The organism is Legionella moravica DSM 19234, assembly GCF_000423305.1.
Taxonomy (GTDB): domain Bacteria; phylum Pseudomonadota; class Gammaproteobacteria; order Legionellales; family Legionellaceae; genus Legionella; species Legionella moravica.
This window is the reverse complement of record NZ_AUHS01000003.1, coordinates 125303-150073: the sequence shown is the minus strand read 5'-3', so window position 1 is coordinate 150073 and position 24771 is coordinate 125303. Positions and strand designations below refer to the sequence as shown.

The window sequence follows — 24771 nt, the reverse complement described above, 5'->3', positions numbered from 1 at the left end:
GTTGCATAAATAGGAGTTGAATTAAGCAGTCTGTTTCAAAGTTATTGTTGTAAGGATTAGTATAATAAATAAGTTGCCGTTAAAGGAGTAGAGCAATGACAATATTTCTAACTGTTTTAATAAAATTGATTAAAGAACAATTAAATGCAATGTCGAGTACATTGGAATATCAAGCGAACTATCCGAAAATTTACAATCAGTTATTGTCGTTACAGAAAAAAAATATAGTTGATGCTTTGGAAAGGAGGATAGTCAGCTTTATTGGTACTGGAGACGATGAGGCTGATTCTAAAACCATTACTAAATGGATAGAGGATGCTCGTGTTCAGGTCCAAGATAAACAAGAGGCGCATAATAAACCGCGGGATATCGGTGAAACGCTTACAATGATGAGCGATTTAATTTTTCACACCAATGCCCTTTTTAGTAAACTGGATAAATATAACAAATCGGAGGCTTCATCTTCAGCTGGTTCGGGTAAGCTGAGGTTAATTAATCATCAGTTTTATAATACCCCTGAACACATCATTTATTACACTGCTGCGGGTTATTTGGGGGAGGAAATTTTTAAGCCCTCTAACAAAGATGCGGAAATTCGAGCGAGAAAGGAAGAGGCCGTTTTATCAAGAATTCAATCTTTATATGAACGAATTCGTCCAGAGCATGGACTTGTTGATAGAAAGCAAAGAGCGACTGATGCACTTAAAGATTTATCAATGGATAATAAAGCCATTATCACTCCTGAGTCGAGTTCCAGTTTCGGTATTCCATTCCTTTCTTTAGGCGGGATGTTCTCAGTTAAAGTACCTACTACATTATTTAACCCCAGTGAAGGACGGTTTGGGAAATTATTCAATTTCGCTGAAAGCGAGGTACATGATATGTCAGAACTTGAATTTAAACCCTCAGAGGAAGAGCAATTATCCATTAGTAGAGCAATGCAATAATTCAATTTTATTTAAGGTATTGGGGCTTATCCTAATACCTTGATTCGTTATATCGTTGCTTTAATCGTTATGTGTGATGCAGTTCACCACATAAATCAGTTTCCATCAGAGCTTTAACTTGAGTGCTCTCCAAATTTTTACTTAATAAATACAGAAGCTTGCAATGAGCTGCTTCAGGGGTCATGTCGTGGCCGCTGATTAACCCTGCCTGTTTTAAAGTATGTCCTGTTGCGTAGTGACTCATTTCAACATGACCGTGTTGGCATTGGGTACAATTAATGATGATTACACCTCGATTACAGGCCTCTGTAAGAAGATTTAAAAATCGGGGATCGTTGTTTTGAGCATTCCCGGCACCATAAGTTTCGAGAATTAACCCTTTTAAGGGTTGATTTAAGATATAGGCCAAAACATCGGTTGCAAAACCTGGGAACAAACGAAAATTGGCTATAAATTGGGGGGTGATGGTTTGCAAGCGAAACGGTTTTTGTGGTGGTTTTTGCAATAGATGCTGGTGAAGCTCAATGTCTATACCAATAGTCGCAAGATGCGGAAAATTGGGTGAGTCAAAGGCATTAAAACGCTGGGCGCTTATTTTTTGTGACCGGTTGCCGCGTAACAAGTGCTGATTAAAATAAATACATACTTCGTTGATTGGTTGATGAGCGCACAACCAAAGTGAGGTAATGACATTATCTATGGCATCGTTACGTACTTCGGATAAAGGAATTTGTGAGCCGGTTACGATGACAGGCTTGCTTAAATGTTCCAGCATGAACGACAAAGCGGAGGCAGTGTAAGCCATGGTATCGGTGCCATGAAAAACGACAAAACCATCGAAATGATCATATTCATGAGCAATATCGCTAGCAATCCGATTCCACTCATGGACCGTCATATTCGAGGAGTCCAGCAACGGTTGGTATTCTTTTATGACGTAAGCGGGCATGTCCCTATGTTTCAATGTGGGGATTTGGGCTATGGCTTTTTCTACATAACCCGGTGAAGGTTCATACCCATTGGGTGTTTTGACACTGCTGATGGTTCCACCCGTATTGATGATTAATATGCGTTTGTTCATGGGAATTGATTTAAGTTATTTGTTTCAATTATATCGCCCTTTCTTCGAGATAGCGAAAAAACAATTCTTCACCTTTTACCCTGAGAATACTTGACAGCTCTAGAGCTGCAATGTAGAAATTAAAGCCAGGAAGGATGTCAGGGAGAGGATGATGCTGAGCAGATGGGATTCAACAAGTGTGGTCGATTTGCAACAACAAATAAAAGCAGTTGCAGATCCGGTTGTGGCCAGGTACGAACACTACAAGAACGCTACTGCAATGATGTTAGCCAGTGTAGTCAGCCATTTCTTTAATGAAATGAATAAAGACAAAATCCTGGAAGTCACTCAGCACGTTGCTAAAAATATAGATCAGGTGCCGGTGAATGAGCAATTTCTTCAGAAAAAATTTGATACTCTGGCCCAATTTACCCAAACCATCCAGGAGTCCGGTTTAGGCCTTATATTAGAAGAAGACAGCGATTTTTTTGAATTCAAGTATTCAGAGGGTTTAAAGCCAGATACAGTCGAATTCATGAATAAACTGGCCATTGCCTTGAACGCGTGTAGAATTTGTATTGGCATCGAGCAGATATATTCCACTATACTGAACAATCCTCATATTAAGACCGAAGAATATGAACATTTTCGGCATGAGGTGAATGAGTTAACCAAAAAATATTATTCGGGACCTTCGTCTGATTCTGATTACGGTATTTATTTAAGAGCTTATTATCAGCGTGCTTTGTCCATTCAAGTTCGACTGAAAGAACAACACATCAAGGTGAATGCCTGGAAAGAGCCGTTTGCAGAACAAATGCAACGCGCATTGGCTGCAATTTGTCAGGCGATTAATGGTACCGGATTAAAATTAATTGATGCAACAACGGCCTATCCCGACAAGACCTGGCTTGGAGACGGTTGGCGTCCTTTTGTGATTGGTTTGCTCAGTGAACTGGTTGCCCGATATTACAGCTATGCTTATGTGATCGGAGGGGCATTGTCGTTGAATCCAGAATATTGTGTTGTTTTATCCACGGAACTGTCCCAATTTTCATTAATCATGCAGGATCAAATGGAGCATCTGAAGCTCGCGATGTTAAAGGACGCTGATATAGCCCTAGGGGATTTGATTCGTCATATTCAAGGAGAAGCTGCTGTACACCAAATCATTTTAGTCCCGGAGGAGCGATCGAGCTATTACAGTAGCGGAAATTTATATTTGTTATATCCGAAATCGAATGGTTTAGCCGCACTAAACAGGTATTCAGAGGCACAATATGTGTGTTCTGACCATGGATTTCAATAATATTTTCAGAATTAATTGCCAAGGTCTTGTACTTTGTGGAAAAATCAGGATATTAACGGTTTAGTCTAAGCAGTGACATCATGGTGATTGATCGTGCCGGTTACAGGTTGAATGTAGGAATTATCCTGGTCAACAGTTCGGATAGAGTATTTTGGGGTAGACGCAGTGGACATGATGCCTGGCAATTTCCACAAGGTGGATTGGCTGCAGGTGAAACGTCTTTACAGGCGATGTTTCGGGAGCTGCATGAAGAAGTCGGTTTGGATAGGCATGATGTAGAGGTTATTGGTTCAACCAAACGTTGGCTTAAGTATCGACTTCCAAAACAATATTTACGTCATGGCAGTGAACCCTTGGTCATTGGCCAGAAACAAAAATGGTATTTATTAAAGCTCATTTCCAGTGAGCAGAAAGTTAGATTGGATTTAAGCGATTCTCCAGAGTTTGATAGTTGGCGCTGGATTGATTTTCATGAGCCAGAGCAACAGGTTATCTTTTTTAAGAGACAAGTGTACATACAAGCTTTAAAGGAATTGGAACCCTTATTAAAAATTCGCCGTACTCCCTACGGTATGAAACGGAAAAGAGGTAATCATAGGCCATAGATGCTAAAAGTACTTAAACGGATAGTTCAAGACGTCACCACTGCCGATCATTTAACAGAGGCACTTGGTATATTGGTGCAACGGATTCATAAAGCCATTAATGCTGAGGCCGTTTCCGTTTACCTTATCGATAATAAACATGCGGAATACGTGTTAATTGCCACTGAAGGACTCAACAAACAAGCCGAATTTCGTGTACGTATTGCTCTTGATAGTGGCCTTATTGGTTTAATAGGTCGACGTGAAGAGCCCATTAATATGAAAGATGCGCCAACGCATCCTGACTTTTACCATAATCCATTGTTAGGTGAGGAACATCTGAATGCCTTTTTGGGCGTGCCTATTATTCAGCACAGGAAGCTTTATGGTGTTTTGATTGTTCAGCAGGTAGAACAGCGCTGTTTTGATGATGCAGAAGAATCTTTTTTAATTACCTTGGCTGCACAGCTTGGCGGAATCATTGCTCACGCTGAGGCAACCGGTGAATTAGCAGAATTGACCCAGCCTAGACCACTAGGAACGGTAACCAAGGTCGAAGTAAGCCAGACCGCACTCACCGGAATAGGTAGTGTGCCCGGCATTGGTATTGGCACGGCAGTAGTGGTATACCCTCAGGCAGATATTGATGCGGTACCTCGTAATCCTGTAGAGGAATTGGATGATGAAGTCAGTACTTTTTATGAGGCTTTAGAGTCAGCCAGAGAAGACATGAGGCGTTTAAGCAAGCGCATGAAGGCTACTGTGGCTGAGGAAGAGCATGCCTTATTTGACGTTTATTTGCGAATTTTGGATAAAGACAGCCTGGGTGCAGAAGTAGAGCATGTGATTCGTGAGGAGAAAATCAGCGCTCAAGCAGCTTTGGCGACCGTTATTAAAAAGCATGTATCTCAGTTTGAGAGTATGGAAGACGATTACCTTCGCGAGCGTGCCAGTGATTTTCGTGATTTGGGTCGACGGGTTCTGGCTGAATTACAATGGTCTCAACGAGAGGAAATTGTTTATCCCAAACGCACTATCCTAATCGGTGAAGAAGTGACTGCAGCGGCTCTTGCCGAAGTTCCTGAGGGGCAATTGGCTGGTGTTGTCTCTGCAAAAGGTTCTAATAATTCACACGTCGCCATTTTAGCTCGGGCTTTGGGCGTTCCAACTGTAATGGGGCTTCGTGGATTAAAAGTTGAACTGGTTTCTCGCCGGGCGTTAATTGTAGATGGTTATTATGGTCATGTTTATGTCTCCCCGTCCAAAGCAATATTGGCTGAATTTAAACAGTTAGCGCAGGAAGAACATGAATTAAATCAGAGTCTGGTCAGCTTGAGAGACAAGCCTGCAGAAACTACAGACAGTTATCGCGTTTCACTCCAGGTCAATACAGGATTGGCAATGGATGCTGGTTTATCCATGAGCGTTGGCGCAGAAGGAGTCGGTTTGTATCGATCCGAAGTGCCGTTCATGAGCCGAGATCGTTTTCCCTCAGAAGATGAACAAACCATTATTTACAGACAGACTCTAAAAGCCTTTGCTCCTCGCGCGGTAACCATGCGAACCCTGGACATTGGTGGCGATAAAGTGCTCCCTTATTTTCCTGTGGAAGAAGAGAACCCATATCTGGGATGGCGAGGCATACGCATTACTCTGGATCATCCGGATGTCTTTCTGGTTCAGGTCCGTGCCATGATGCGTGCCAGTGAAGAATTGAATAATTTGCGAATTATGCTGCCTATGGTCACCAACTTAAGTGAGGTGGAGGAGGCGACTTATCTTATCGAACAGGCATTTGAAGAGTTGCTAGAGGAAGGTTGTGTTATAGAAAAACCGAAACTGGGAGTCATGATTGAAGTGCCAGCTGCTGCTTATCTGGCGAGAGAGATGGCCAAGCGCGTTGATTTTATTTCAGTGGGCAGTAACGACTTGACTCAATACCTGTTGGCTGTAGACCGTAATAATGCTCGGGTCGCAGGACTCTATGATGCTTTGCATCCTGCCATGTTGCGTGTTTTGCTCAAAGTGGTAGAAGGCGGACATGCCGCCGGGGTTGAAGTTAGCATTTGCGGTGAAATGGCCAGTGATCCTCTGGCCGTAATTATATTAATTGCCATGGGCTTTGATACGTTGAGTATGAACTCTGCCAGCTTACCACGGGTAAAGTGGGTGATTCGTAATTTTGCCATTGCAAATGCTCGTAAGATACTGGCAGAAGTACTGGAGTTTGAGCATCCCGCTGAAATTCGATTCCATTTGCAAAAGGCTTTGGAGGATGAGGGTTTAGGCGGACTAATCAGAGCTGGAAAATCATGATTTTATCACACGCTGTTATTGGTAACTTGGTCTATGTTCTAATCGGTGCTTTTGCTGGTGTAATGTCCGGAGCAATAGGTATCGGTGGGGGGATCATTGTCGTTCCAGGACTCGTTTTTGTATTTCAATACAATCAATTGATCCCTGAACTCAGTATTATGCACGTTGCCGCCAGTACCTCTTTGGCTGTTATGATATTTACTTCCTTATCGTCACTCAGGGTTCATTACAAAATTGGAGAAATCCTTTGGCCTCTGTTTAACAAAATATGGCCCTGGCTTGTTTTTGGAGTTATTTGCGGAGTCATTACATCCGATTTTTTGCCAACTCACTGGCTGAAAATGGTGTTTGGTCTTTTTTTAATTCTGGTTACATTAAGAATGCTCTTTATGAAGCATTTTCCAAGTTTAGGCCACTTTCCTGTTTATTGGGTTAATGGATGTATCAGTTCCGTTATTGGTGTGATTTCCGGATTACTTGGTGTGGGAGGCGGCGTTTTAATTGTCCCCTATCTAGAATACAGCGGTGTAGCTATTCGAAAAATATCCCCTGTTTCCAATTTATGTACTTTGATTGTTGGTTTGATCGGGTCTTTGATATCAATGATCACCGGTCAGAATGAAATGGCTGCAATTCCTTATACAACCGGATATATTTATTGGCCTGCCGTTCTTTTGGTCGGGTTAAGCAGTAGCTTGATTGCACCCTTTGGTGCTAAATTAAATTATGTTTTGCCGGTGCATCAATTAAGATACGGTTTCATTGTGATATTAATTATAACGGCTATCAAAATGTTATTTTACTAGGAATATAATTCAAAATGTTCACCTTTCCAAATATTGACCCTGTTGCTTTTACTCTGGGTCCCATCAAAGTGCATTGGTATGGCCTGATGTATCTGATCGGTTTTCTTAGTGCCTGGTTACTGGGTTATTGGCGAATAAAGCACTATAAGCTGAATTGGACCTCCGAGCAGCTCAGTGATTTGATATTTTATGCTGCGCTGGGTGTCATTCTGGGGGGGCGCATAGGCTATATGCTTTTTTATAATACCCAGGAATTAATTCATCAACCCTGGATATTATTCAAAATTTGGGAAGGAGGTATGTCCTTTCATGGAGGTTTAATAGGCGTACTGATTGCGGTCTGGATGTTTGCTCGTAAATACAAGAAAACATTTCTGGAGGTTGGTGATTTCGTTGCCCCTCTGGTTCCTGTCGGATTAGCAGCAGGAAGAATTGGCAATTTTATAAACGGTGAACTATGGGGGCGGGTAACTGAGGTACCTTGGGCCATTGTGTACAGTCACGTAGACAACCAGCCTCGCCACCCTTCAGAGCTCTATGAATTTGGGCTAGAGGGTATAGGGTTATTTATTTTAGTCTGGTGCTATGCCTCAAAGCCGCGTCTTACTGGCAGGGTATCTGCGGTGTTTTTAATGGGGTATGCCCTGTGCCGCTTGATTGCAGAGTGCTTTCGCGAACCTGATCCTCAATTGGGTTTTGTAGCCTTCGGCTGGTTGACTATGGGGCAAATATTATCCATTCCCATGCTATTATTAGGATTTTGGATATGGTGGCGGGCTAAACGATGAAAACTTATTTGCAGTTGTTAGAGCATATTTTGCAAAATGGTCATGAAAAAACGGACAGGACAGGTACTGGTACGTTGTCTGTTTTTGGGTATCAAATGCGTTTTGATTTGCAACAAGGGTTCCCATTAGTTACTACAAAAAAACTTCATACGCGCAGCATAGTGCACGAATTATTATGGTTTTTACAAGGCGATACCAATATTGCTTATTTAAATGAGCATGGTGTGACCATCTGGGATGAATGGGCGGATGCTCATGGTGACTTGGGACCTGTATATGGCAGACAATGGCGAAGTTGGCCTACTGCGGATGGTCGGACTATCGATCAATTGAGTGAAGTCCTGCAGCAGATAAAAACCAATCCAGATTCTCGACGTTTAATCGTCAGTGCCTGGAATGTAAGTGAACTGGATAAAATGGCACTAATGCCTTGTCATGCTTTATTTCAGTTTTATGTGGCGGATAATAAGTTATCTTGCCAATTGTATCAGCGTTCCGCAGATGTATTTTTAGGCGTTCCTTTTAATATCGCTTCATATGCCTTGTTAACTCATATGGTCGCGCAGCAGTGTGAACTTGACGTCGGCGATTTTGTATGGACAGGAGGGGACTGTCATTTATATCTGAATCATTTGGAACAAGCACGAACTCAAATAGCCAGAGAGCCATTTCCTCTCCCTTCTTTAACTATTAAGCGGAAACCAGAGTCGTTATTCGACTATCAATTTGAAGATTTTGAGTTTGAAAATTATCAATTTCATCCTGCGATAAAAGCACCCATTGCTGTTTGAACGTTTTTTAGATGGTTTGAATTGAGCCCCTTGGCTCAAGGATCTGGTTAATAATGTGCTTATTTTGCCCAAATAGATGGATTTTAATTGCCATATGTGATTTAATCTTGTCTTTATTGATCATATGCGAGTCAATGACATGAAGAGTGTTTTGCTATTCCTTTTTCTGTTTACTTCTTTGTGTTGTGCTCCTGGGTACACCAGTAAGTTGAGTAAATTTTTAAATAAAATGGATGACGAGCAAAAACAGAGAGATGCTCAAGAGTGGCAGCAGGATATGAATTTTGGTGATTTTGTCTTTCGATTGCAACAACGCTATACCGATAATCATGGTCAACGATGCCGTGATTATGAATTTCGTGGACGTTCCAATCCATATAAGCATGGCCATTACACCGTTTGTGATGATCGCTAATATCATTTAGCGATGCACTAAGCGGTATGGATATAAATGGTTTCTATTGTTTTTTGTGCTAATTAACTCTATCTAAAAATGTGTAGATTCTTCTTTTCCAGGACCTGATGACAATTCAGGTTTCGACTTTCTACGATTTCCCCGGGAAGTAGGCCAGAAAAGAATGAAATGCCAACAGTCCCTAATATTCGCTATGAATTTTCGTCTTTGTCCCTTTACGATCTCAAAGGCGGCATTTAATGTGTTCAGCAGTCCAAAATAAAGAGACAGATAAATTATCATTGCGATTTAATCATGATCAAGATAAATAAAATTTGACTTATCCTGGTCGTTGTATTAAAGTTGTACATTTTATGCTGATTAAGTTCTTTGATGTTATGCAAAAAATGCTGTTATGCTCTGGAGTTATAGATGATGCTCAGTCCGCTACGCTTTAAAAATGCCCAATCTTTTTATGACTTTCTAAATCGTTTGCACCATTCAGATTTGATCAAGTTGGTCACAAATAATGGCAAAATCATATGCCCTTCTGTTTCGCAATTAGCAAGTAAATTTATACAGGCGAATGACAATAACATTTATTTTAGGGATGACATTCAGAGCTTTCTTGAACAGGCTAGCGCTGATGAAATTAATAGCACGAGCGTTCGATTTTTTGACGCACAAAACAGAGAAATATCTCTGGCTCAAATCAAGTCTGATTTAACGTTAATGAATGAATTGCAGTGGTCTAAAGAACCCGTGCTTTTAATGCAGCGCATGAATTCGATTTTCTATTCTTCAACTCCAATGCCATCGCTGGGTTCCAGAAAGGATGTTCTTAAAGCGAAACTGATGTATTGGAATGAACAATTTCGTGGCACAGTACAGGCTGCAAAGAGTCATTTGGAGTTTATACTTGATTTGTCTTCTATCTCTAAATCTCTTATGACGATCACGGGTGATGAGATTATCACCGTTCCAGCCCCATATCAGGGTGCCGATTTAATAACTCCTCTTGTTAAAGACTTGTTAAAAATTACCGCTATTGAAGAGATTAAATTAAAATCGAAGCTAGTAACAGAAATTCAACAATCAACAAATCAGCAAAAAAACTCCGAGTTAACAGGCTGGGTGAGTGAGCTTGATGTAAATATTGCAAATGTTAAGGCAGTACAACATTATTTGCTTCAAATATTAACAGAGCAGCGTGAAAAAATACAAAAAGCTAAAAATAAATTTCATCAATTGGTTCAGCATGATGGTAATGGGGACGCTATTGTTAAAAAAATAGCATATTTAAAGGAAAAAATAAACGAACAAGTGCAGGCACTTAATCGTCTTGAAAGCAATTACAAAACATTAAAACCTTTGGCTGTGTTTGCTGCAGTAGCAGGGCTGCCCATTTTAGCGATTACAGGAGTTATCATTGTTTCTGGATTATTACTTCCTACCATGTATTTTGGCGCTGCATTAGCTTTTATCAGCCTTGCACTGATTACTTTCGCTTTCATTACACAGACTCGGCTAGCTACTAACAAAATTACGGATGGATTAACGCAATTGCAAAAGGGTATAGAAGCTACATTCGATAACACTTTAGACCAAAAGCGAACAGAACTGAAGCAATTCAAAAGACAGGTGAGTACTTTGGAGCTTGATGTACAGTTTGTTTCTGATTTTGGTAAGGCTGAAGAGTCACTGAACTGGTCTCTAGGTAATATAACCCTTCAAATCAGTGATATTGAAAAAGACTTGCTGGAAATTGAATTGGTTGAAAAACTGGATGAGGCGCAGAGCAAGAAAAAATCATCGGCCAAATTATTTACTACTGATGCTGGAGATGTAACCCTGTTCAGTAGATCGCTACCTTTACCTGAGCGACAACACATTCATGATCATCAGCTACGACGTTCAAATTCCACTGATGGATTGAGTATGTAAGCTCCTTCCTGGGTAGCGCTGGTATGGTGTATTCAAGCGAAATCTGCTGATTAGGCACAAAGCCTGGAGTATTCCTATTTTGTAAAGGTGCGAAATAAATCGGGCAATGGTATCGATTTATTTTTTAAATAATCGACCCAGACAATTTTACTCACGCCTTGCGCCATGAGAACGTCCCCCTGATACAGATCATGATCCATGATCATACTGGAATTACCGAGGCTGTGTATCTTGCTAATGATGGAGACTGTAGCAGGATAAATTACGGGCTTTAAAAAGGTACAGGCTACATGAATGACCACTGGCCCGGTTTGTTCCGTCATTTTTATATTAAGTTCTCTTAACCATTCAATACGTGCTTCCTGAAAATAATCAAAATATCGGGCATTATTCACGTGTCCTAATGCATCCATATCGCCCCAAGCGATATTAAAGGTTTTTTGATGAACGGTAATTTTAGGGTCTGTCATGATAGGTCCATAGGATCAACGTCCACATTCCAGCGAACGCCATTGCTCAGTTTATTTATTGTTAACCACTCGCGTAATTGCGTCAATGAACTTTTTAAAGCTTTTCTTGAGGGAGACTTAATCAATAATTGCATACGATGCTGATTGGCTTTACGGGGGAGCGGCGCTGGTGCCGGGCCCATTACCGTGACAGGGCTCATTTGAATGTGATCTTTAGTGGCGTGTAAAAATTTTAATACAGTACTGATGGTTTTACTTTGGGCTCTGATGACTGCTAAATAGTGAAAAGGTGGTAGTTCTGCTTCTTTACGGGAAGTAAGTAAGGCTTCAGCGAAGTGATCGTAGCCTTGTTTAATAAGTAAATTAAGCAAAGGATGATTGGGCAAATGAGTTTGAATCACTACTTGTCCAGGGTGTTCTGCTCGTCCTGCCCGTCCTGAAACCTGGGTTAATAATTGCCCTAAATGTTCCATGGCTCTGAAATCCTGATTATATAATCCTGCATCTGCATCGAGAACGACAACCAACGATAAGCGTGGGAAGTGATGCCCTTTGGCTAACATTTGGGTACCCACAATTAATTGAACCTCACCGTTGGATATTTTATCAAGTTGCTCATCTAATGCGTTTTTCTTACGAATGACGTCGCGATCAATACGTATCATATTGATTTTGGGGAAACAGGTACTTAAAAATTCGTGAATTCTTTGTGTGCCAGCTCCAATCGGAATCAATTCTTTGCTATGACATTTTTTGCAATGAACAGGCATTCTCTGTGTTAATCCACAATGATGGCAAAGCAATTGTCCAGACTGTTTATGAAGAGTTAAATGACTGTCACAGGCTTTACAATCTGCCATCCATCCACATTCATGGCACAGTAATACTGGAGCGAATCCCCGGCGATTAATAAACACCAACACCTGATTATTGTTCTTTAAATGTTCTTCAATGATTTTTAATGTTGGAGTCGCCAATCCATGTTGCAGGGCCTGAGCGCGCAGATCGATTAATTGATAATGTAAGGGCGTGGTCGATAAGGCTTTATGATTCAAACGCAGTAAGGTGTATTTATTCTGTTTGCAATTGTGCATGCTTTCCAGACTGGGAGTGGCGGAACCCAGAATAATAGGAATATTGGCTAAATGGGCGCGCATTAATGCAGTATCCCGGGCTGAATAGCGTACCCCTTCCATTTGTTTTAATGAACTGTCGTGTTCTTCATCAATAATAATTAATCCCAATTCGGGCATGGGTGTAAATACGGCGGCTCTGGTTCCGATAATCATTTTAGCGTGATTTTCTTTAGCCAGTTGCCAAGCTATTTGTCGTTCCGTTTCATTCAAATTAGAATGTATCACGGCAATGGGTTCTTTAAATCGCGCGGTAAACCGTGATAATAATTGCGGCGTTAATCCGATTTCGGGAACCAGGACGAGAACCTGTTTACCTTGCGCCAGAACTTTCTCTATTACCTGTAAATAAACTTCCGTCTTCCCGCTTCCCGTTATTCCCTGCAGTAAAAAACACTGAAAAGAATGCAGATGCTCTACAAGTGTTGATACGGCAACGGCTTGTTCCGGATTCAGAGTTAATGGTGGGGAACAGATCTGTTCGGACTGCTCGGGTAGAATAACCTGTTGCGATAATGCAACCAATTCGGCTGCGACCAAAGCTAATAGCTGGTTTGAATTAAAGCCTTTTTTGGTTAAATAGTGTTTGGAAACAGGTTCTTGATGCTTATTGAGCAACTCAATCAATTCCAGTTGTTTGCGAGAGCGGGTTGAAATTTTACTTCGTGCATGTTCAATTGGAACAGTTAATTGATAGTAATCCCCCGTAGGTAGTTGACAGGCTTGACCCAATCGATATTTTTTAGGTAAAGCCAAAGGGAGTACCTCTGAAAGTGGCGATTGATAGTAATTGCCTATCCATCGGCACAGTTCCAGAAGGTCCTGTTCAAGTATCGGGTGTTCATCAATTAGGGCACTGATACTCTTTAAAGACGTTGGCGGCTGTTGAGAGGAGTTGATGCCAACAACAATCCCTAACTTTGTCTGATTGCGGAATGGTACCCAAACCCTTGCGCCTATACACGGGCTAATATTCTCTGCTGCATAGTCAAAAAAATCACGACTGGTATGTGGGATACAGACTTGATAAACGGCCTTCATCTAATCTCTGTGCCATTCATGACTGGCAGATTGTCCTGGAGCAGAAAATACTTTGACAACCACTTTATCAATACGATGTTTGTCCAGTTCTTCATGCTCTTTTATTAATTCATTAACAAACCAGCGTGACAGTTCCTCGACGGTAATATTAGTTAATGGCATCAGGGTAACATCTTCTTTCAGGAAGGGAATTTTTTTACCGTTAAAAGTAAAATAATAATATTCTGCATCCTCTGCATACTCCAGAAATGGAGAGAATTGCGGCATTAAAAAAGTCTGATTCAATTGACGGCATAATTTATGGATGCGTTCTTTATAATAGCGATAATCAAAGGTCATCCCATTTTCTTCAACCCAGGTCGACAAGGCCAGATAAACCCCATACATATGGCCATGCAAGGGTTCTCGTTCCGTTGCCGAGAAAATCGTGGTGTGTCCTGCGGAAAATTTCATGGATTCTTTTTGTAATTCCACAGTAGTCAGGTATTTTTTCATTTTATAAATTCACTCGTTTATCGATTAGAAGAAATCCATTCAAATCAATGTCCAGATTTTTGGTTAAGGCAATGACTTTAAATAACTCGCCCATCTCACTGGGATCAGTCAATTGCTTTATGGCTTGTTTTGCTCGGAATTGTTCCCGTTCATCTTCCAGCGAATTAATAAAGCTTAGCAGACCATTAGCCAGCAAAAAAGAGGCTTGATTAGTATACCCGGCAATATGAAATCCAGCCTGCTGTCCGGCTTCGGCAACATGAGTAAAATCAACATGAGCAGTAATATCTTGCTCACCAGGATGAAGTAAGGGATCTGGGTGAGCATGATGCTGGTAGTGACACATCAATGTCCCCTGATTTCGGTCGGGGTGATAGTATTCGTGTCGAGGAAAACCATAATCGATTAAAAAGACAGCGCCATGGTTGAGCATGTTATAAATATTGGCCAACCAATCTTCTATAAACAGATTTACTTCGGATACGTATTCTGTGGTTTGTTGCGGTAGATTATTTTTAACGTAATGATATAACCGCTCGTTTTGGCAGGGTTTAAAGTGCTCTATTAACTCATTGTTTCTATCCAGGGCAATATAACTCTCCAACACCTCATTGCCCTTGAGCATGAATCGGTTTACCGGCATGGCATCCAGTACTTCATTGGCCAATACAACGCCATTAAATGGAGTCTCAGGCCAGCGATCAAGCCAGGAAACCCTGTGAGCCAGATGAGGGATTTTTTGTTGAACCAATTCTTGCTGACGTTGCCTTAAATCAGCGCTGACTTCCAGAATATAATAAGCTTCGGGTAAGCAATTCAGGTGTTCAAGATGAGTTAAAATATCACTACACAGCGCTCCGGTACCAGCACCAAATTCAAAGAGTATAGGCTGTTCTATTGATGTGAGAATTTGTTTGCATTGATTGGCCAGTGTTTTTCCGAATAAGGGGGTTAATTCAGGGGCCGTAATAAAATCACCTTGCTTTCCCAATTTGGGTAATCCTGAACTGTAGTAACCTTCTCCCGGAGCATACAAAGCCAGTTGCATGAATTCTATAAAAGGCAATTCATTTTGTTCCTTAAGCTGAGTATGCAGTGTATGTATTAAGCTCATAATCGATTAAACTATTTAAAAAAAGGGGAACCATACCGTGAATCAGAACAACAAACAAGAAGCAAAGGTGGCATTGATCACTGGAAGCGCAAGGCGAATAGGTGCTGCCATTGTTAAAAAAATTCATGGAGCCGGATATAAGGTTGTGATTCATTGTCGTTTTTCTCTAAAGGATGCCAACGCATTGGCTGCTGATTTAAATCATATACGAGCTAATAGCGCCATCGTTATTCAAAGAGAACTCACTGAAGAAGGGGCTGCATCAGAGATCATCACTACAGTATCCGAGTGGGCTGGCCGATTGGATTTATTAGTCAACAACGCATCGGTTTTTATCAGAAATAATTCAGATTTATTCAATGAAGACGATTGGCGACAATTGTTTGACATTCATGTAAAAGCTCCTTTTTTATTGAGTCTTGCAGCGCGTCCTTTACTAAGCAAACACTCAGGAACTATCATTAACGTGACGGATATTCATGCCCAAAAACCCCTTAAAGGTTATTCAGTTTATTGCCAAAGTAAAGCCGCGCTTGAAATGCAAACCAGAAGTCTGGCTCGCGAATTCGCACCCTCAATCAGAGTGAATGCAGTAGCGCCCGGAGCTATTGCCTGGCCAGAAGAAGCAAACAGTTTAAGTACAAAGGAACAACAAAATATCGTTGATAAAACGCCTTTAAAACGTCATGGTGATCCTGAGTACATTGCTCAGGCAATACTGGCTCTGGTTGAAAATCCATTTATAACCGGGCAGGTTTTAAACGTGGATGGAGGACGAAGCCTAATCGGGTAAAAAATGAGCTAACTATTTTTAGTTTCGAGTGACGTTTTCAAGCAAAAATTCATTAATTTCTGTTAATGAATTCAATTGGTAAAATCGATTCAATTGTGTGATATCCAGCAAGTTTTTGAAGTAGTAGCGTACCAGCGATTTACTTTGCAGAACCGACTTATACTCATCTTCAAGTGTTTTGAGACCATGTAAATGGGTCATAAAGATCTGAATGATCTCAGTGCTGTTGATAGGCACAGTACGTTGTTCCAGTAACTCCTGATACAACCATGGGCGTCCGCTGCCTGCGCGAGAGATCATAAAGCCATCACAGCCACTGATTCTTAATGCTTCATACAAGTTGCTTTGCGTACTGATGTCTCCATTGGCAATCACCGGAATATTGATGTTTTGTTTTATTTGTGCAATCTGGTGTAGATTGCATTGAATGTCATAATCATCAATCCAGCGTCTTCCGTGTACGATGAGGGCGTCAGCGCCTGCTTTTTCAATCTGTTGGGCCAAAAGTACATCGTTTTTATTACCTTGAATGCGAATTTTTATTGTAAGAGGAATGGATAGCAACTCACGTACTTTCTGGATGATTTTAATGAGCTTCTCCGGAGTATCCAGTAAAGCGCTGCCTGCCCCTTTTTTGCGGATTTTAGTTTTGGGACATCCGCAATTTATATCAATTAAGTCAGCACCACAGGATTGTAGTTTAATCGCAGCCTGGGCCAATACATCGGGATCAGTTCCAGAGATTTGATAAGCCAGTACGGTTTCATTCGGTGACCGATAAATGTAACGAGAGCGATCGTCATGTTTGTGTAAGACATCAAGAGCAGAGCTCATTTCTGATACGCAATACGCCGGCGGGGTGTATTGATGAAACAACTCTCTGAATGGCGCGCAACTGTAGCCAGCTAATGGGCCTTGAATGAGTCGATGAGGGAGTTTAAGGGAACCTATTTGAAATGGGCTATTAATAATTGTGTGCATGTAATAAATTAAAGGATATAATCAGTCCCATTTTATCACATATCTAATATTAAGAAGTAGTCATCATCGGCGTAATAGGGATTTGATTACTCCGTACCTTTTGGAACAGGAGAGACTCCAGATGGACAAGCGTTATTTATCGCCTTTGGAATTAGTCAGCATAGCGACTCAACATGCCTATTCTGCCGATTATTTGCTCCAACAGATTTCACAAGGAATCATCAGGAATGGGGATTCTCTGGATTCATTTACCCCTATAACTTCGCTGATGTATCAGGCGTTTCAACTGACTTTGAAAGCTTATTGCCTGCATGAACATCGACCCATCAAGGAATATAAAAATCTGATGGAGCTGGTTGAGTTAAATATCCATCTGGGATTCTCTACCCAAGAGATTTTTCTGCTCAAAACTTTATCAAGACAACAGGTGTTCAATAAAGGAATTGGCTATGATTTATGGGAAAATACGCAACAGCTTCATGTGTTTTGCGAAAAAATAATTTCTTTATACGAGCGGGTTCAGGCGATGATGCCCCTTGAGCTTCATAGTGATTATCAGTGATCGTTCATCCATCTACCCCATGTAAAATAAACGTCTGAGCTTGTCGAGAGTGATCTTGGTTCGGGGTCTATTATTGTTAATCAACCCTAATGACAGCCCATTTTTTGGACGACTGAATAGTGATTGTTCCATGTTGCTTTTATATAATGCCATTAGAATAGGTTAGCTGATGCCATGGTTGGGATAGCTACTTGGCATCTGGATTGAATCACGTTAGGATAAGCTTTTTTTCGAAAGGTAATTGTAATGGAGCAACTGGACGATAAACGTGTAGACACGGTGCAGAATCAGATATTGCGGTTAAGCGATCACCTTAATTCGCGGATTTTGGGTCAAAAAGGCCTGATCTCCCGGCTTTTAATTGCTTTGCTAGCTGATGGACACTTATTGGTTGAAGGTGCACCTGGTCTGGCTAAAACAAGGGCGGTAAAAGAGTTGTCTGATGGGGTTGAAGGTGATTTTCATCGTATTCAGTTTACTCCTGATCTTTTGCCCGGTGATTTAACAGGAACGGATGTCTATCATCCGCAAAATGGTTCTTTTGTATTTCAACCCGGCCCTATTTTCCATCATCTTATTTTGGCAGATGAAATTAACCGTGCCCCTGCAAAAGTCCAATCCGCCTTGCTTGAGGCAATGGCTGAGCGGCAGGTTACCATTGGTGGTAAAACTTATCCACTTCCTGAGTTGTTTTTAGTCATGGCGACGCAGAATCCAATTGAGCAGGAGGGTACCTATCCTTTGCCGGAAGCTCAGCTGGATCGATTTTTAATGTACGTTAAAATTGGGTATCCTGATGCTCAGGTAGAGCATGATATTCTTGCTTTGACTCGCAAAGAAGCATTGGGGGCGGCTGTAGTGAAACACGAACAATTTCCCAAATTGCAGCAAAGCACTTTATTTGAAGCCCGAAAGCAGGTATTAAAAGTACATACCAGCGAGGCATTGGAAAATTATCTGGTGCAGTTGGTGATTGCAACGCGAAATCCTGGCGTCTATAGTGACGAACTGGGTCGTTGGTTGCGCTATGGCGCCAGTCCTCGTGCTACTATCGCTTTAGATAGGTGTTCGAAAGCACACGCATGGCTTGCGGGGCGAGATTATGTGGTTCCAGATGACATTCATGTCGTCGCCCATGATGTGTTGCGGCATAGAATACTTTTGAGTTATGAAGCCGAGGCTGAGGGAGTGAGCAGCGATGATTTTATTGACTCGCTATTACGCTTGGTTGCTATTCCTTAGAGGTTTTTATGGCAGATGGTGTTGTTGCTGAGTTAAATGAATTAATCGATCTGAGACGCTATGCTCAATCGATTCAATATCAACCTGAAGGCAGGGCTTTGCGTTCTGGTTCTCATTTGTCCAAATTGCGTGGTCGTGGAATGGATTTTGCCGAGGTGAGAAATTATCAGGCAGGTGATGAAATTCGTCATATGGAATGGCGAGTTACTGCTCGTACAGGCAGGCCTCATGTAAAAATTTATCAGGAAGAACGTGAGAGGCCAGTCGTTCTTCTTGTTGATTTTAATCCATCCATGATTTTTGGTACTCGTGTCGCTTTTAAATCAGTAGTTGCTGCACGATTGGCAGCGATTCTGGCATGGACTGTCATTAAACAAGGAGACAGGGTAGGCGGTTTCTTTTTTTCAGCTTCAGAACATAGTGAATTTATTCCGCGTGGCCGTGATTCAGGCGTTTTGCCTTTGTTGGCATCACTGAGCCAATACACTGCACAGACAGAAGCACAACGGGAAGAAAAACCCAGACTGCTCAGTGATGCGCTTGTGAGATTGCGTCGGGTAATCAGACCGGGAAGTATTTTGGTATTAATCAGTGATTTTTATACTATGGATGCAGAATGTGAAAAGCATCTGAATCGATTGCGTGGCCATAATGATATCCTGGCGTACCATATTTGTGACCGTCTAGAGTTAGTGCCACCCAAGCCAGAGCAGTATGCGATGACTAATGGTCAGCATGAAATAATACTGGATACCAGCCTATCTGCCGTACGTTCTGCTTATGAACTGTATTGTCAGCAGAGAGTTGAATACTTAAGAGAACAATTCAAGCGCTTGCAAATTCAATACGTACAGGCTACCTCCGAGACAAATCTGACTCAATTGGTGCGCCAGACTTTTCCGAGGAGGTCTCGTGGCTAAAACCGATCCCTTGGCTCAATTAAAGGACATCCATTTACCAGATCCCATAGGATGGTGGCCCTTGGCTCCAGGATGGTATGTGGTGATGAGCATGATGTTTTTGCTTATCATCGGTATCGCGTATTGGTCTTATAAACAACACATTAACGGTTTGGCAAAACGCAAGGCTCTTGGTTTATTACATATTTATAAAGAAAATTACCTCAAGGATCGAAATGTCCAAATCGCCAGTGCGCGAATTTCAGAGTTATTACGACGAGTTGCTTTAGTGTATTTTCCGAGAGCTGAAGTGGCCAGTATTCATGGTGACGATTGGATCGATTTTTTAAATAAAACCAGTAAAAACATTGATTTTAAACAAGTTAAGGCCATGCTTCTGGAGTCGCCATTTAAAACGGCGGAGTCTGTGAATCTGGATCCTTTATTTACTTGTGCAGAGCAATGGATTAAACAACGGGGGGCTCCATGTTTGAACTCGTGAATCCCTGGGTGCTTGTTGCATTGCCTTTACCTGTGGTGATCTGGTATCTGTTACCCAGAGTCACCGTTACCTTGCCTACTGCATTGAAAGTCCCCTTTTTTGAAGCAATGGCAGGAATCGTGGAACAGGAAAAGCGATCTGTTTCAGCCCAGAAATTATTAATCATCCCTGCTGTAGTTTGGTTATTGCTTGTATTGGCTCTTTCTGGTCCGCGTTGGGTTGGTGAGCCTAAACCAGTAGCCAGAGAGGGCTACAACATCATGATGGTACTTGATTTGTCAGGAAGCATGGAAATTAATGACATGATCTTGCATGGTCGTCCAGCCAGCCGTTTATTGGTTGTGAAACGAGCTGCAGAGCAATTTGTACAGGATCGAAAGGGTGATCGAATTGGCTTGATTCTTTTTGGAACTCGCGCCTATTTGCAAACTCCTCTTACATATGACAAGCACAGTGTGCTAATGCGCATTGAGGATGCAACTGCAGGTTTAGCAGGAAAAACAACGTCAATCGGAGATGCTGTGGGCCTGGCTGTAAAACGATTGGATGAAGTGCCCAAAGAGGGTCGGGTGATCATTCTTTTAACAGATGGTGCAAATAATTCGGGAGTTTTAGCTCCATTAAAAGCCGCTGAGTTAGCCCGTGATGATGGAATTAAAATTTATACTATCGGATTAGGTTCTGAGGCAGATCCCAGAGCGTTAAGCATGGATTTCTTTAATCAGAACGTGACTGCTGATCTTGATGAAGACACTTTAAAGAAAATGGCCGATATGACGGGTGGACGTTATTTTAGAGCAACAGATACAGAGTCTCTACAAGCTATCTATCAGACTATTAACCAACTGGAAACCGTCAAGCAGGAGCAGGCTACAGTCCGTCCACAAAAAGAATATTATCCCTGGTTTGTTGGATTGGCTTTATTATTAAGTTTTTATTGGATGGGTAGAAAAGCCGAATGGGTTCTTAACATGAAGGCACTATTTAGATCCAGGGAGGAACTGAAGTCATGATAGCTGATTTTCATTTTTTAAGGCCATGGTGGCTATTATTGGTAATCCCTTTGGTAGGTCTAGCCCTTGCTCTATGGCGGCAAACTCCCCGGTTACATGCCTGGGGGGAGGTATGCGACAGCCATTTGCTGGGTCATTTAATTCAAAGTAAACGTCAGGGAACGCGAAAATTCTCGGTGATTTTACTATTGTTGAGTGTTTTTTTCATGATTATCAGTAGTGCTGGACCCAGTTGGGTTAAATTACCGGTTCCCACTTACAGACCTATAGAACCCCGAGTTCTGGTATTGGATATGTCAGATAATATGATGGCAGATGATTTGACCCCCAATCGACTCAGCAGAGCTAAATTCAAATTGCACGATGTATTGACACGTAAGGATGTTGGGCAATTTGGATTGATTGTTTTTACAGGAGAACCTTTTGTCGTTTCTCCGTTAACTGATGATGGGCAAACCATATCTTCTCTATTATCTTCTTTGACACAGGACGTAATGCCAGTAGGAGGACAAAATTTGGTTAGTGCCCTAAATGAAGCCAGTCAATTGATTAGTCAGGCTGGGTATCAACACGGTCAAATTTTAGTCTTAACTGCCGACACGCCTTCATCTGATGCCATTAATAAAGCAAAAAAAATGGCTCAATCCGGTATTCATTCTTCGATTTTACCTGTTAGGGCAGACAGTAAATTAAATCCCTTGTTTCAAAATTTTGCCAATGCGGGTAATGGTCAATTATTAAGATACTCCTCTGATTCGCGTGATTTGGACCTATGGCTTAATAGCACTGGAAATGAGGAGTATGCATTAAGCAAAGAGGATGACATCCCGCTTTGGCGAGATGAGGGACGATGGTTTTTAATTCCTGCCTTAATGTTCTTGTTACCTGTATTTCGACGAGGCTGGTTGCAGAGGGTGGCCGTATGATCCGCTGTTTGATATTCTTAATGATTCTACTCTCTTCCTTGCAAGCCAAAGCATTTAGCTGGTCTGATTTGTGGTATACACCCGATCAACAGGCCCAACATTTGATGGAAAAGGGGCAGTTTAAGAAAGCAAAAGAGACATTTGAACGAAATGATTGGATCGGGTCAGCCGCATATCGTGCCGGTGATTATGAGCAGGCCGCTGAATTGTTTAAAGAATTAAATAATGAGCAGGGCTATTACAATCAAGGCAATGCGTTAGCACATATGGGGCAATACGAACAGGCTATAGATGCGTATAATAAAGCGTTAAAAATTAATCCTGATAATCAGGATGCATTGTATAACCGTAAATTGTTAGAAGAATTGTTAAAGAAAGATAAAGAGCAAAAACAAAATAAAGATAAGGACGATAAGAACCAAAATAACAAAGATCAGCAAAATAAAGATCAACAAAACAAAGATCAACAAAACAAAGATCAACAAAACAAAGATCAACAAAACAAAGATCAACAAAACAAAGATCAGCAAAACAAAGATCAGCAAAACAAAGATCAACAAAACAAAGATCAACAAAATAAAGATCAACAAAATAAAGATCAACAAAATAAAGATCAACAAAATAAAGATCAGCAAAACAAAGATCAGCAGAATAACAAACAAGATCAAAGTAAAAAAAATGAGGATCAGCAGGAAGGTGATGCTCAGTCTGAAGCGGAGCAGGAAAAGCAACAAGCAAAACAGCAATGGTTACGGCTGATTCCTGACGATCCAGGTGGTTTGCTGAGAGAAAAGTTTTTACGAGATCATTTACGAAGAGAACGTGGGTGGTACCAATGAAAAAAATAATAGTATCGGTATTGTTAAGTTGTTATGCGCTGTTTGCTTTTGCGGAAATTCAGGTGCAAGTTGAACCATCCCAGGTAGCCTTGGGTGATGTTTTTAAATTAATCATAACTGATGACAGTGCCCAAAATGGAGGGGTTCCAGATTTGACCGTGTTGCAAAAGGACTTCACCATTTACGGTACGGAACGTCATGTTAATTACATACTTATTAATGGTCAGGCTCAAACGGCCAGTCAATGGATTATTTCGTTAAAAGCTTTAAAGCCAGGCATATTAACTATTCCTGCAATAAAACTGGGCTTGGATAAAAGCAATCCTATTACTATTAATGTAGATGGCAGTCAGACTAATCAGGATTTTCAAAACAATTCCGCGCAGCAACAAGATGTTGTTTTGACGGCAGATGTGAATGAAAAGAAACCTTATGTGAATCAACAGATCATTTATACCGTTAAGTTATACAACAGCAAAAGACTTCTGGATGCCGAATATCAGGGGCCACAAGTAGATAATGCCCTGTTAATTCCGCTAGGGGATGCCAAGCGCTATCAAACCGTACAAAATAATGTTAACTATGTTGTAGAAGAACAAAATTATGCGATTTTCCCGCAAAAAAGCGGTACTTTGGATATCATTTCTCCAAAGTTTACAGCTTTGATTTATGATATTAATTCTCAGCGAATCAAAGTTGAAGATAAAACAATCAAGCTAAACGTACAGCCTATTCCCTCTCAATATAAGGGAACATTATGGTTACCTGCAAAACAGGTTAAATTAAGTGAGCAGTATGAAAACTCGAGCCAGACCCTTGGACAAGGAAGTACATTAACCCGCACAGTAACGCTTGAAGGGGTATCCATTCCCGCACAACTATTGCCTACCCTTGATTTTGAAGAAACGGATGCGTTTAGCGTGTACCCTGAAAAAGGTGCTGATAAAAATCAGGTAAAACAGGGTGAGTTGGTAGGCAGTACCCAGTTTAAAGTAACTTATTTGTTTAATAAAGCAGGAAAAATTACCATCCCTGAATTACGCCTCCACTGGTTTAATACAGAAACGGGTAAGGATGAAGTTGCGGTTCTGGCGCCTCGAAGTCTTGATATTACTCCTTCTTTAGCGACCAGCAATGAAAAAACTGAATCCCAAAACAGTTCCGTAATGCCAACGACAGAAAACCAAGGCCGAGAAATTGATTCATATCCACATGCTTCATTTAACTGGGGGTGGATTGTCGCCATTCTCTTTGCTTTTGCATGGGTCATCACTTTAGGATTGTGGGGATGGCAAAAACACAACCGTCATTCCTCTAAAAAACAAGTCAGGAAGGCTTTTACGGAATTAAATAAAGCATGTACGGAATGCAATCCGAAAAAAGCACGTGATGCATTATTAAAATGGGGTAAGGTGCAATGGCCTGATGCTCCGTTACTGAATCTTTCTGATTTGACCAAGCTGGTTAGAGATGCTCAATTAAAAAAACAGATTCATCTACTGTCACAGGTTTTATATAAAAGTGATGAGAAAATTTTATGGCGAGGCGATGAGTTATTGCGAGCCGTAATAGCTCTTAAACGATCAAATGCCGATAAAAAACAGAGTTCTAATGTATTACCACCTATCAATCCATTTTAGGGCAAGAGGGCTTATAGTGCATTTCGGGTGATGTTTCTCCGGAGTATTCAATAGCCCCTGGTTTTAACTCCCTAATTCCTATGTTAATTTAATTTGTGCTTCATATTGATTGGATGTATATGGAGCAGGGCGCCGTTTATCCTTTTTTATGATAAACCGGTAGCGAAATGATTCCACTTCAA

The 24771-nt window shown here is 41.2% G+C and carries 24 protein-coding genes and 1 pseudogene; 18 read left to right on the top strand and 7 right to left on the bottom strand.

Annotated elements, in window-relative coordinates:
* The first annotated feature begins 95 nt into the window (after positions 1-95).
* Complete coding sequence (locus tag G543_RS16790; RefSeq protein WP_051190534.1) at positions 96-947, top strand: hypothetical protein; 852 nt, start codon at positions 96-98, stop codon at positions 945-947.
* 67 nt (positions 948-1014) lie between these two features.
* Here the strand turns inward: G543_RS16790 and ansA are convergent, their stop codons facing one another.
* On the bottom strand, positions 1015-2028 hold the full coding sequence (gene ansA / locus G543_RS0100635) for an asparaginase (protein ID WP_028382798.1): 1014 nt from the start codon (positions 2026-2028) through the stop codon (positions 1015-1017).
* Positions 2029-2176: 148 nt separating this feature from the next.
* Here ansA and G543_RS0100630 point away from each other — a divergent pair, with 148 nt between their 5' ends.
* The 8 genes from G543_RS0100630 (at position 2177) to G543_RS0100590 (ending at position 10939) form a co-directional block, all read left to right on the top strand.
* The gene (locus G543_RS0100630) at positions 2177-3316 is read left to right on the top strand and encodes a hypothetical protein (protein WP_133141351.1); all 1140 of its coding nucleotides are present in this window, start codon (positions 2177-2179) and stop codon (positions 3314-3316) included.
* An 80-nt stretch (positions 3317-3396) separates the two neighbouring features.
* A complete protein-coding gene (locus G543_RS0100625; protein WP_028382796.1) occupies positions 3397-3921 on the top strand; it encodes an RNA pyrophosphohydrolase in 525 nt (174 codons plus the stop codon).
* A complete protein-coding gene (gene ptsP / locus G543_RS0100620; protein ID WP_028382795.1) occupies positions 3922-6216 on the top strand; it encodes a phosphoenolpyruvate--protein phosphotransferase in 2295 nt (764 codons plus the stop codon). It begins immediately after the preceding gene.
* Positions 6213-7022, top strand: coding sequence for a sulfite exporter TauE/SafE family protein (locus tag G543_RS0100615; RefSeq protein ID WP_028382794.1), 810 nt, complete (start codon positions 6213-6215; stop codon positions 7020-7022). The genes ptsP and G543_RS0100615 overlap by 4 nt, the downstream gene beginning before the upstream one ends.
* A 14-nt stretch (positions 7023-7036) precedes the next feature.
* Entirely contained in the window at positions 7037-7810 is a 774-nt protein-coding gene (gene lgt / locus G543_RS0100610; RefSeq protein ID WP_028382793.1) for a prolipoprotein diacylglyceryl transferase, read from the top strand.
* Complete coding sequence (gene thyA / locus G543_RS0100605) at positions 7807-8601, top strand: thymidylate synthase (protein WP_028382792.1); 795 nt, start codon at positions 7807-7809, stop codon at positions 8599-8601. The genes lgt and thyA overlap by 4 nt, the downstream gene beginning before the upstream one ends.
* Before the next feature lie 139 nt (positions 8602-8740).
* Positions 8741-9016 (top strand): hypothetical protein, encoded by a 276-nt coding sequence (locus G543_RS0100595; RefSeq protein ID WP_028382791.1) that lies wholly within the window; start codon positions 8741-8743, stop codon positions 9014-9016.
* A 411-nt stretch (positions 9017-9427) separates the two neighbouring features.
* The gene (locus G543_RS0100590) at positions 9428-10939 is read left to right on the top strand and encodes a hypothetical protein (protein WP_028382790.1); all 1512 of its coding nucleotides are present in this window, start codon (positions 9428-9430) and stop codon (positions 10937-10939) included.
* A gap of 74 nt (positions 10940-11013) precedes the next feature.
* Here G543_RS0100590 and G543_RS0100585 read toward each other — a convergent pair whose 3' ends face one another.
* The 4 genes from G543_RS0100585 to G543_RS0100570 are packed head-to-tail and all read right to left on the bottom strand — an operon-like array spanning position 11014 to position 15192.
* A complete protein-coding gene (locus tag G543_RS0100585) occupies positions 11014-11409 on the bottom strand; it encodes an acyl-CoA thioesterase (RefSeq protein ID WP_028382789.1) in 396 nt (131 codons plus the stop codon).
* Positions 11406-13583: a primosomal protein N' gene (locus G543_RS0100580; protein WP_028382788.1), complete on the bottom strand. Its 2178-nt coding sequence runs from the start codon at positions 13581-13583 to the stop codon at positions 11406-11408. Before G543_RS0100580 ends, G543_RS0100585 begins: the two co-directional genes overlap by 4 nt.
* Positions 13584-14078, bottom strand: a complete 495-nt coding sequence (locus tag G543_RS0100575) for a 6-pyruvoyl trahydropterin synthase family protein (RefSeq protein WP_028382787.1) — start codon at positions 14076-14078, stop codon at positions 13584-13586.
* Between the two features lies 1 nt (position 14079).
* On the bottom strand, positions 14080-15192 hold the full coding sequence (locus G543_RS0100570) for a class I SAM-dependent methyltransferase (RefSeq protein WP_028382786.1): 1113 nt from the start codon (positions 15190-15192) through the stop codon (positions 14080-14082).
* Between the two features lie 37 nt (positions 15193-15229).
* Between G543_RS0100570 and G543_RS0100565 the strand changes: the two genes are divergently transcribed.
* On the top strand, positions 15230-15985 hold the full coding sequence (locus G543_RS0100565) for a pteridine reductase (RefSeq protein ID WP_028382785.1): 756 nt from the start codon (positions 15230-15232) through the stop codon (positions 15983-15985).
* 18 nt (positions 15986-16003) lie between these two features.
* Here G543_RS0100565 and G543_RS0100560 read toward each other — a convergent pair whose 3' ends face one another.
* Positions 16004-16966: a tRNA dihydrouridine synthase gene (locus G543_RS0100560; protein ID WP_028382784.1), complete on the bottom strand. Its 963-nt coding sequence runs from the start codon at positions 16964-16966 to the stop codon at positions 16004-16006.
* A gap of 121 nt (positions 16967-17087) precedes the next feature.
* Between G543_RS0100560 and G543_RS0100555 the strand changes: the two genes are divergently transcribed.
* The 7 genes and pseudogenes from G543_RS0100555 to G543_RS19505 all read left to right on the top strand — a co-directional run.
* A complete protein-coding gene (locus G543_RS0100555) occupies positions 17088-17528 on the top strand; it encodes a hypothetical protein (protein ID WP_028382783.1) in 441 nt (146 codons plus the stop codon).
* A gap of 246 nt (positions 17529-17774) precedes the next feature.
* Complete coding sequence (locus G543_RS0100550; protein WP_028382782.1) at positions 17775-18770, top strand: AAA family ATPase; 996 nt, start codon at positions 17775-17777, stop codon at positions 18768-18770.
* An 8-nt stretch (positions 18771-18778) separates the two neighbouring features.
* Positions 18779-19690 (top strand): DUF58 domain-containing protein, encoded by a 912-nt coding sequence (locus tag G543_RS0100545; RefSeq protein ID WP_028382781.1) that lies wholly within the window; start codon positions 18779-18781, stop codon positions 19688-19690.
* A complete protein-coding gene (locus G543_RS0100540; RefSeq protein ID WP_028382780.1) occupies positions 19683-20171 on the top strand; it encodes a DUF4381 domain-containing protein in 489 nt (162 codons plus the stop codon). The genes G543_RS0100545 and G543_RS0100540 overlap by 8 nt, the downstream gene beginning before the upstream one ends.
* Positions 20156-21184, top strand: coding sequence for a VWA domain-containing protein (locus G543_RS0100535; RefSeq protein ID WP_028382779.1), 1029 nt, complete (start codon positions 20156-20158; stop codon positions 21182-21184). The genes G543_RS0100540 and G543_RS0100535 overlap by 16 nt, the downstream gene beginning before the upstream one ends.
* Positions 21181-22110, top strand: a complete 930-nt coding sequence (locus G543_RS0100530) for a vWA domain-containing protein (RefSeq protein WP_028382778.1) — start codon at positions 21181-21183, stop codon at positions 22108-22110. The genes G543_RS0100535 and G543_RS0100530 overlap by 4 nt, the downstream gene beginning before the upstream one ends.
* A pseudogene (locus G543_RS19505) lies at positions 22035-22412 on the top strand (tetratricopeptide repeat protein); the annotation flags it as partial. The gene G543_RS0100530 and the pseudogene G543_RS19505, both read left to right, overlap by 76 nt.
* A 13-nt stretch (positions 22413-22425) precedes the next feature.
* Here G543_RS19505 and G543_RS19500 read toward each other — a convergent pair.
* The gene (locus G543_RS19500; RefSeq protein ID WP_420795223.1) at positions 22426-22848 is read right to left on the bottom strand and encodes a Cys-every-fifth RiPP peptide CefA; all 423 of its coding nucleotides are present in this window, start codon (positions 22846-22848) and stop codon (positions 22426-22428) included.
* A gap of 97 nt (positions 22849-22945) precedes the next feature.
* On the opposite strand from G543_RS19500, the gene G543_RS0100520 reads away from it, so the two are divergent.
* Positions 22946-24589 (top strand): BatD family protein, encoded by a 1644-nt coding sequence (locus G543_RS0100520; protein ID WP_028382776.1) that lies wholly within the window; start codon positions 22946-22948, stop codon positions 24587-24589.
* Positions 24590-24771: the final 182 nt, after the last annotated feature.

Coding starts and splice junctions, on each gene's coding strand:
- G543_RS16790 (WP_051190534.1), top strand. CDS start 96: ATGACAATATTTCTAACTGTTTTAATAAAATTGATTAAAGAACAATTA.
- ansA (WP_028382798.1), bottom strand. CDS start 2,028: ATGAACAAACGCATATTAATCATCAATACGGGTGGAACCATCAGCAGT.
- G543_RS0100630 (WP_133141351.1), top strand. CDS start 2,177: ATGATGCTGAGCAGATGGGATTCAACAAGTGTGGTCGATTTGCAACAA.
- G543_RS0100625 (WP_028382796.1), top strand. CDS start 3,397: ATGGTGATTGATCGTGCCGGTTACAGGTTGAATGTAGGAATTATCCTG.
- ptsP (WP_028382795.1), top strand. CDS start 3,922: ATGCTAAAAGTACTTAAACGGATAGTTCAAGACGTCACCACTGCCGAT.
- G543_RS0100615 (WP_028382794.1), top strand. CDS start 6,213: ATGATTTTATCACACGCTGTTATTGGTAACTTGGTCTATGTTCTAATC.
- lgt (WP_028382793.1), top strand. CDS start 7,037: ATGTTCACCTTTCCAAATATTGACCCTGTTGCTTTTACTCTGGGTCCC.
- thyA (WP_028382792.1), top strand. CDS start 7,807: ATGAAAACTTATTTGCAGTTGTTAGAGCATATTTTGCAAAATGGTCAT.
- G543_RS0100595 (WP_028382791.1), top strand. CDS start 8,741: ATGAAGAGTGTTTTGCTATTCCTTTTTCTGTTTACTTCTTTGTGTTGT.
- G543_RS0100590 (WP_028382790.1), top strand. CDS start 9,428: ATGATGCTCAGTCCGCTACGCTTTAAAAATGCCCAATCTTTTTATGAC.
- G543_RS0100585 (WP_028382789.1), bottom strand. CDS start 11,409: ATGACAGACCCTAAAATTACCGTTCATCAAAAAACCTTTAATATCGCT.
- G543_RS0100580 (WP_028382788.1), bottom strand. CDS start 13,583: ATGAAGGCCGTTTATCAAGTCTGTATCCCACATACCAGTCGTGATTTT.
- G543_RS0100575 (WP_028382787.1), bottom strand. CDS start 14,078: ATGAAAAAATACCTGACTACTGTGGAATTACAAAAAGAATCCATGAAA.
- G543_RS0100570 (WP_028382786.1), bottom strand. CDS start 15,192: ATGAGCTTAATACATACACTGCATACTCAGCTTAAGGAACAAAATGAA.
- G543_RS0100560 (WP_028382784.1), bottom strand. CDS start 16,966: ATGCACACAATTATTAATAGCCCATTTCAAATAGGTTCCCTTAAACTC.
- G543_RS0100555 (WP_028382783.1), top strand. CDS start 17,088: ATGGACAAGCGTTATTTATCGCCTTTGGAATTAGTCAGCATAGCGACT.
- G543_RS0100550 (WP_028382782.1), top strand. CDS start 17,775: ATGGAGCAACTGGACGATAAACGTGTAGACACGGTGCAGAATCAGATA.
- G543_RS0100545 (WP_028382781.1), top strand. CDS start 18,779: ATGGCAGATGGTGTTGTTGCTGAGTTAAATGAATTAATCGATCTGAGA.
- G543_RS0100535 (WP_028382779.1), top strand. CDS start 20,156: ATGTTTGAACTCGTGAATCCCTGGGTGCTTGTTGCATTGCCTTTACCT.
- G543_RS0100530 (WP_028382778.1), top strand. CDS start 21,181: ATGATAGCTGATTTTCATTTTTTAAGGCCATGGTGGCTATTATTGGTA.
- G543_RS0100520 (WP_028382776.1), top strand. CDS start 22,946: ATGAAAAAAATAATAGTATCGGTATTGTTAAGTTGTTATGCGCTGTTT.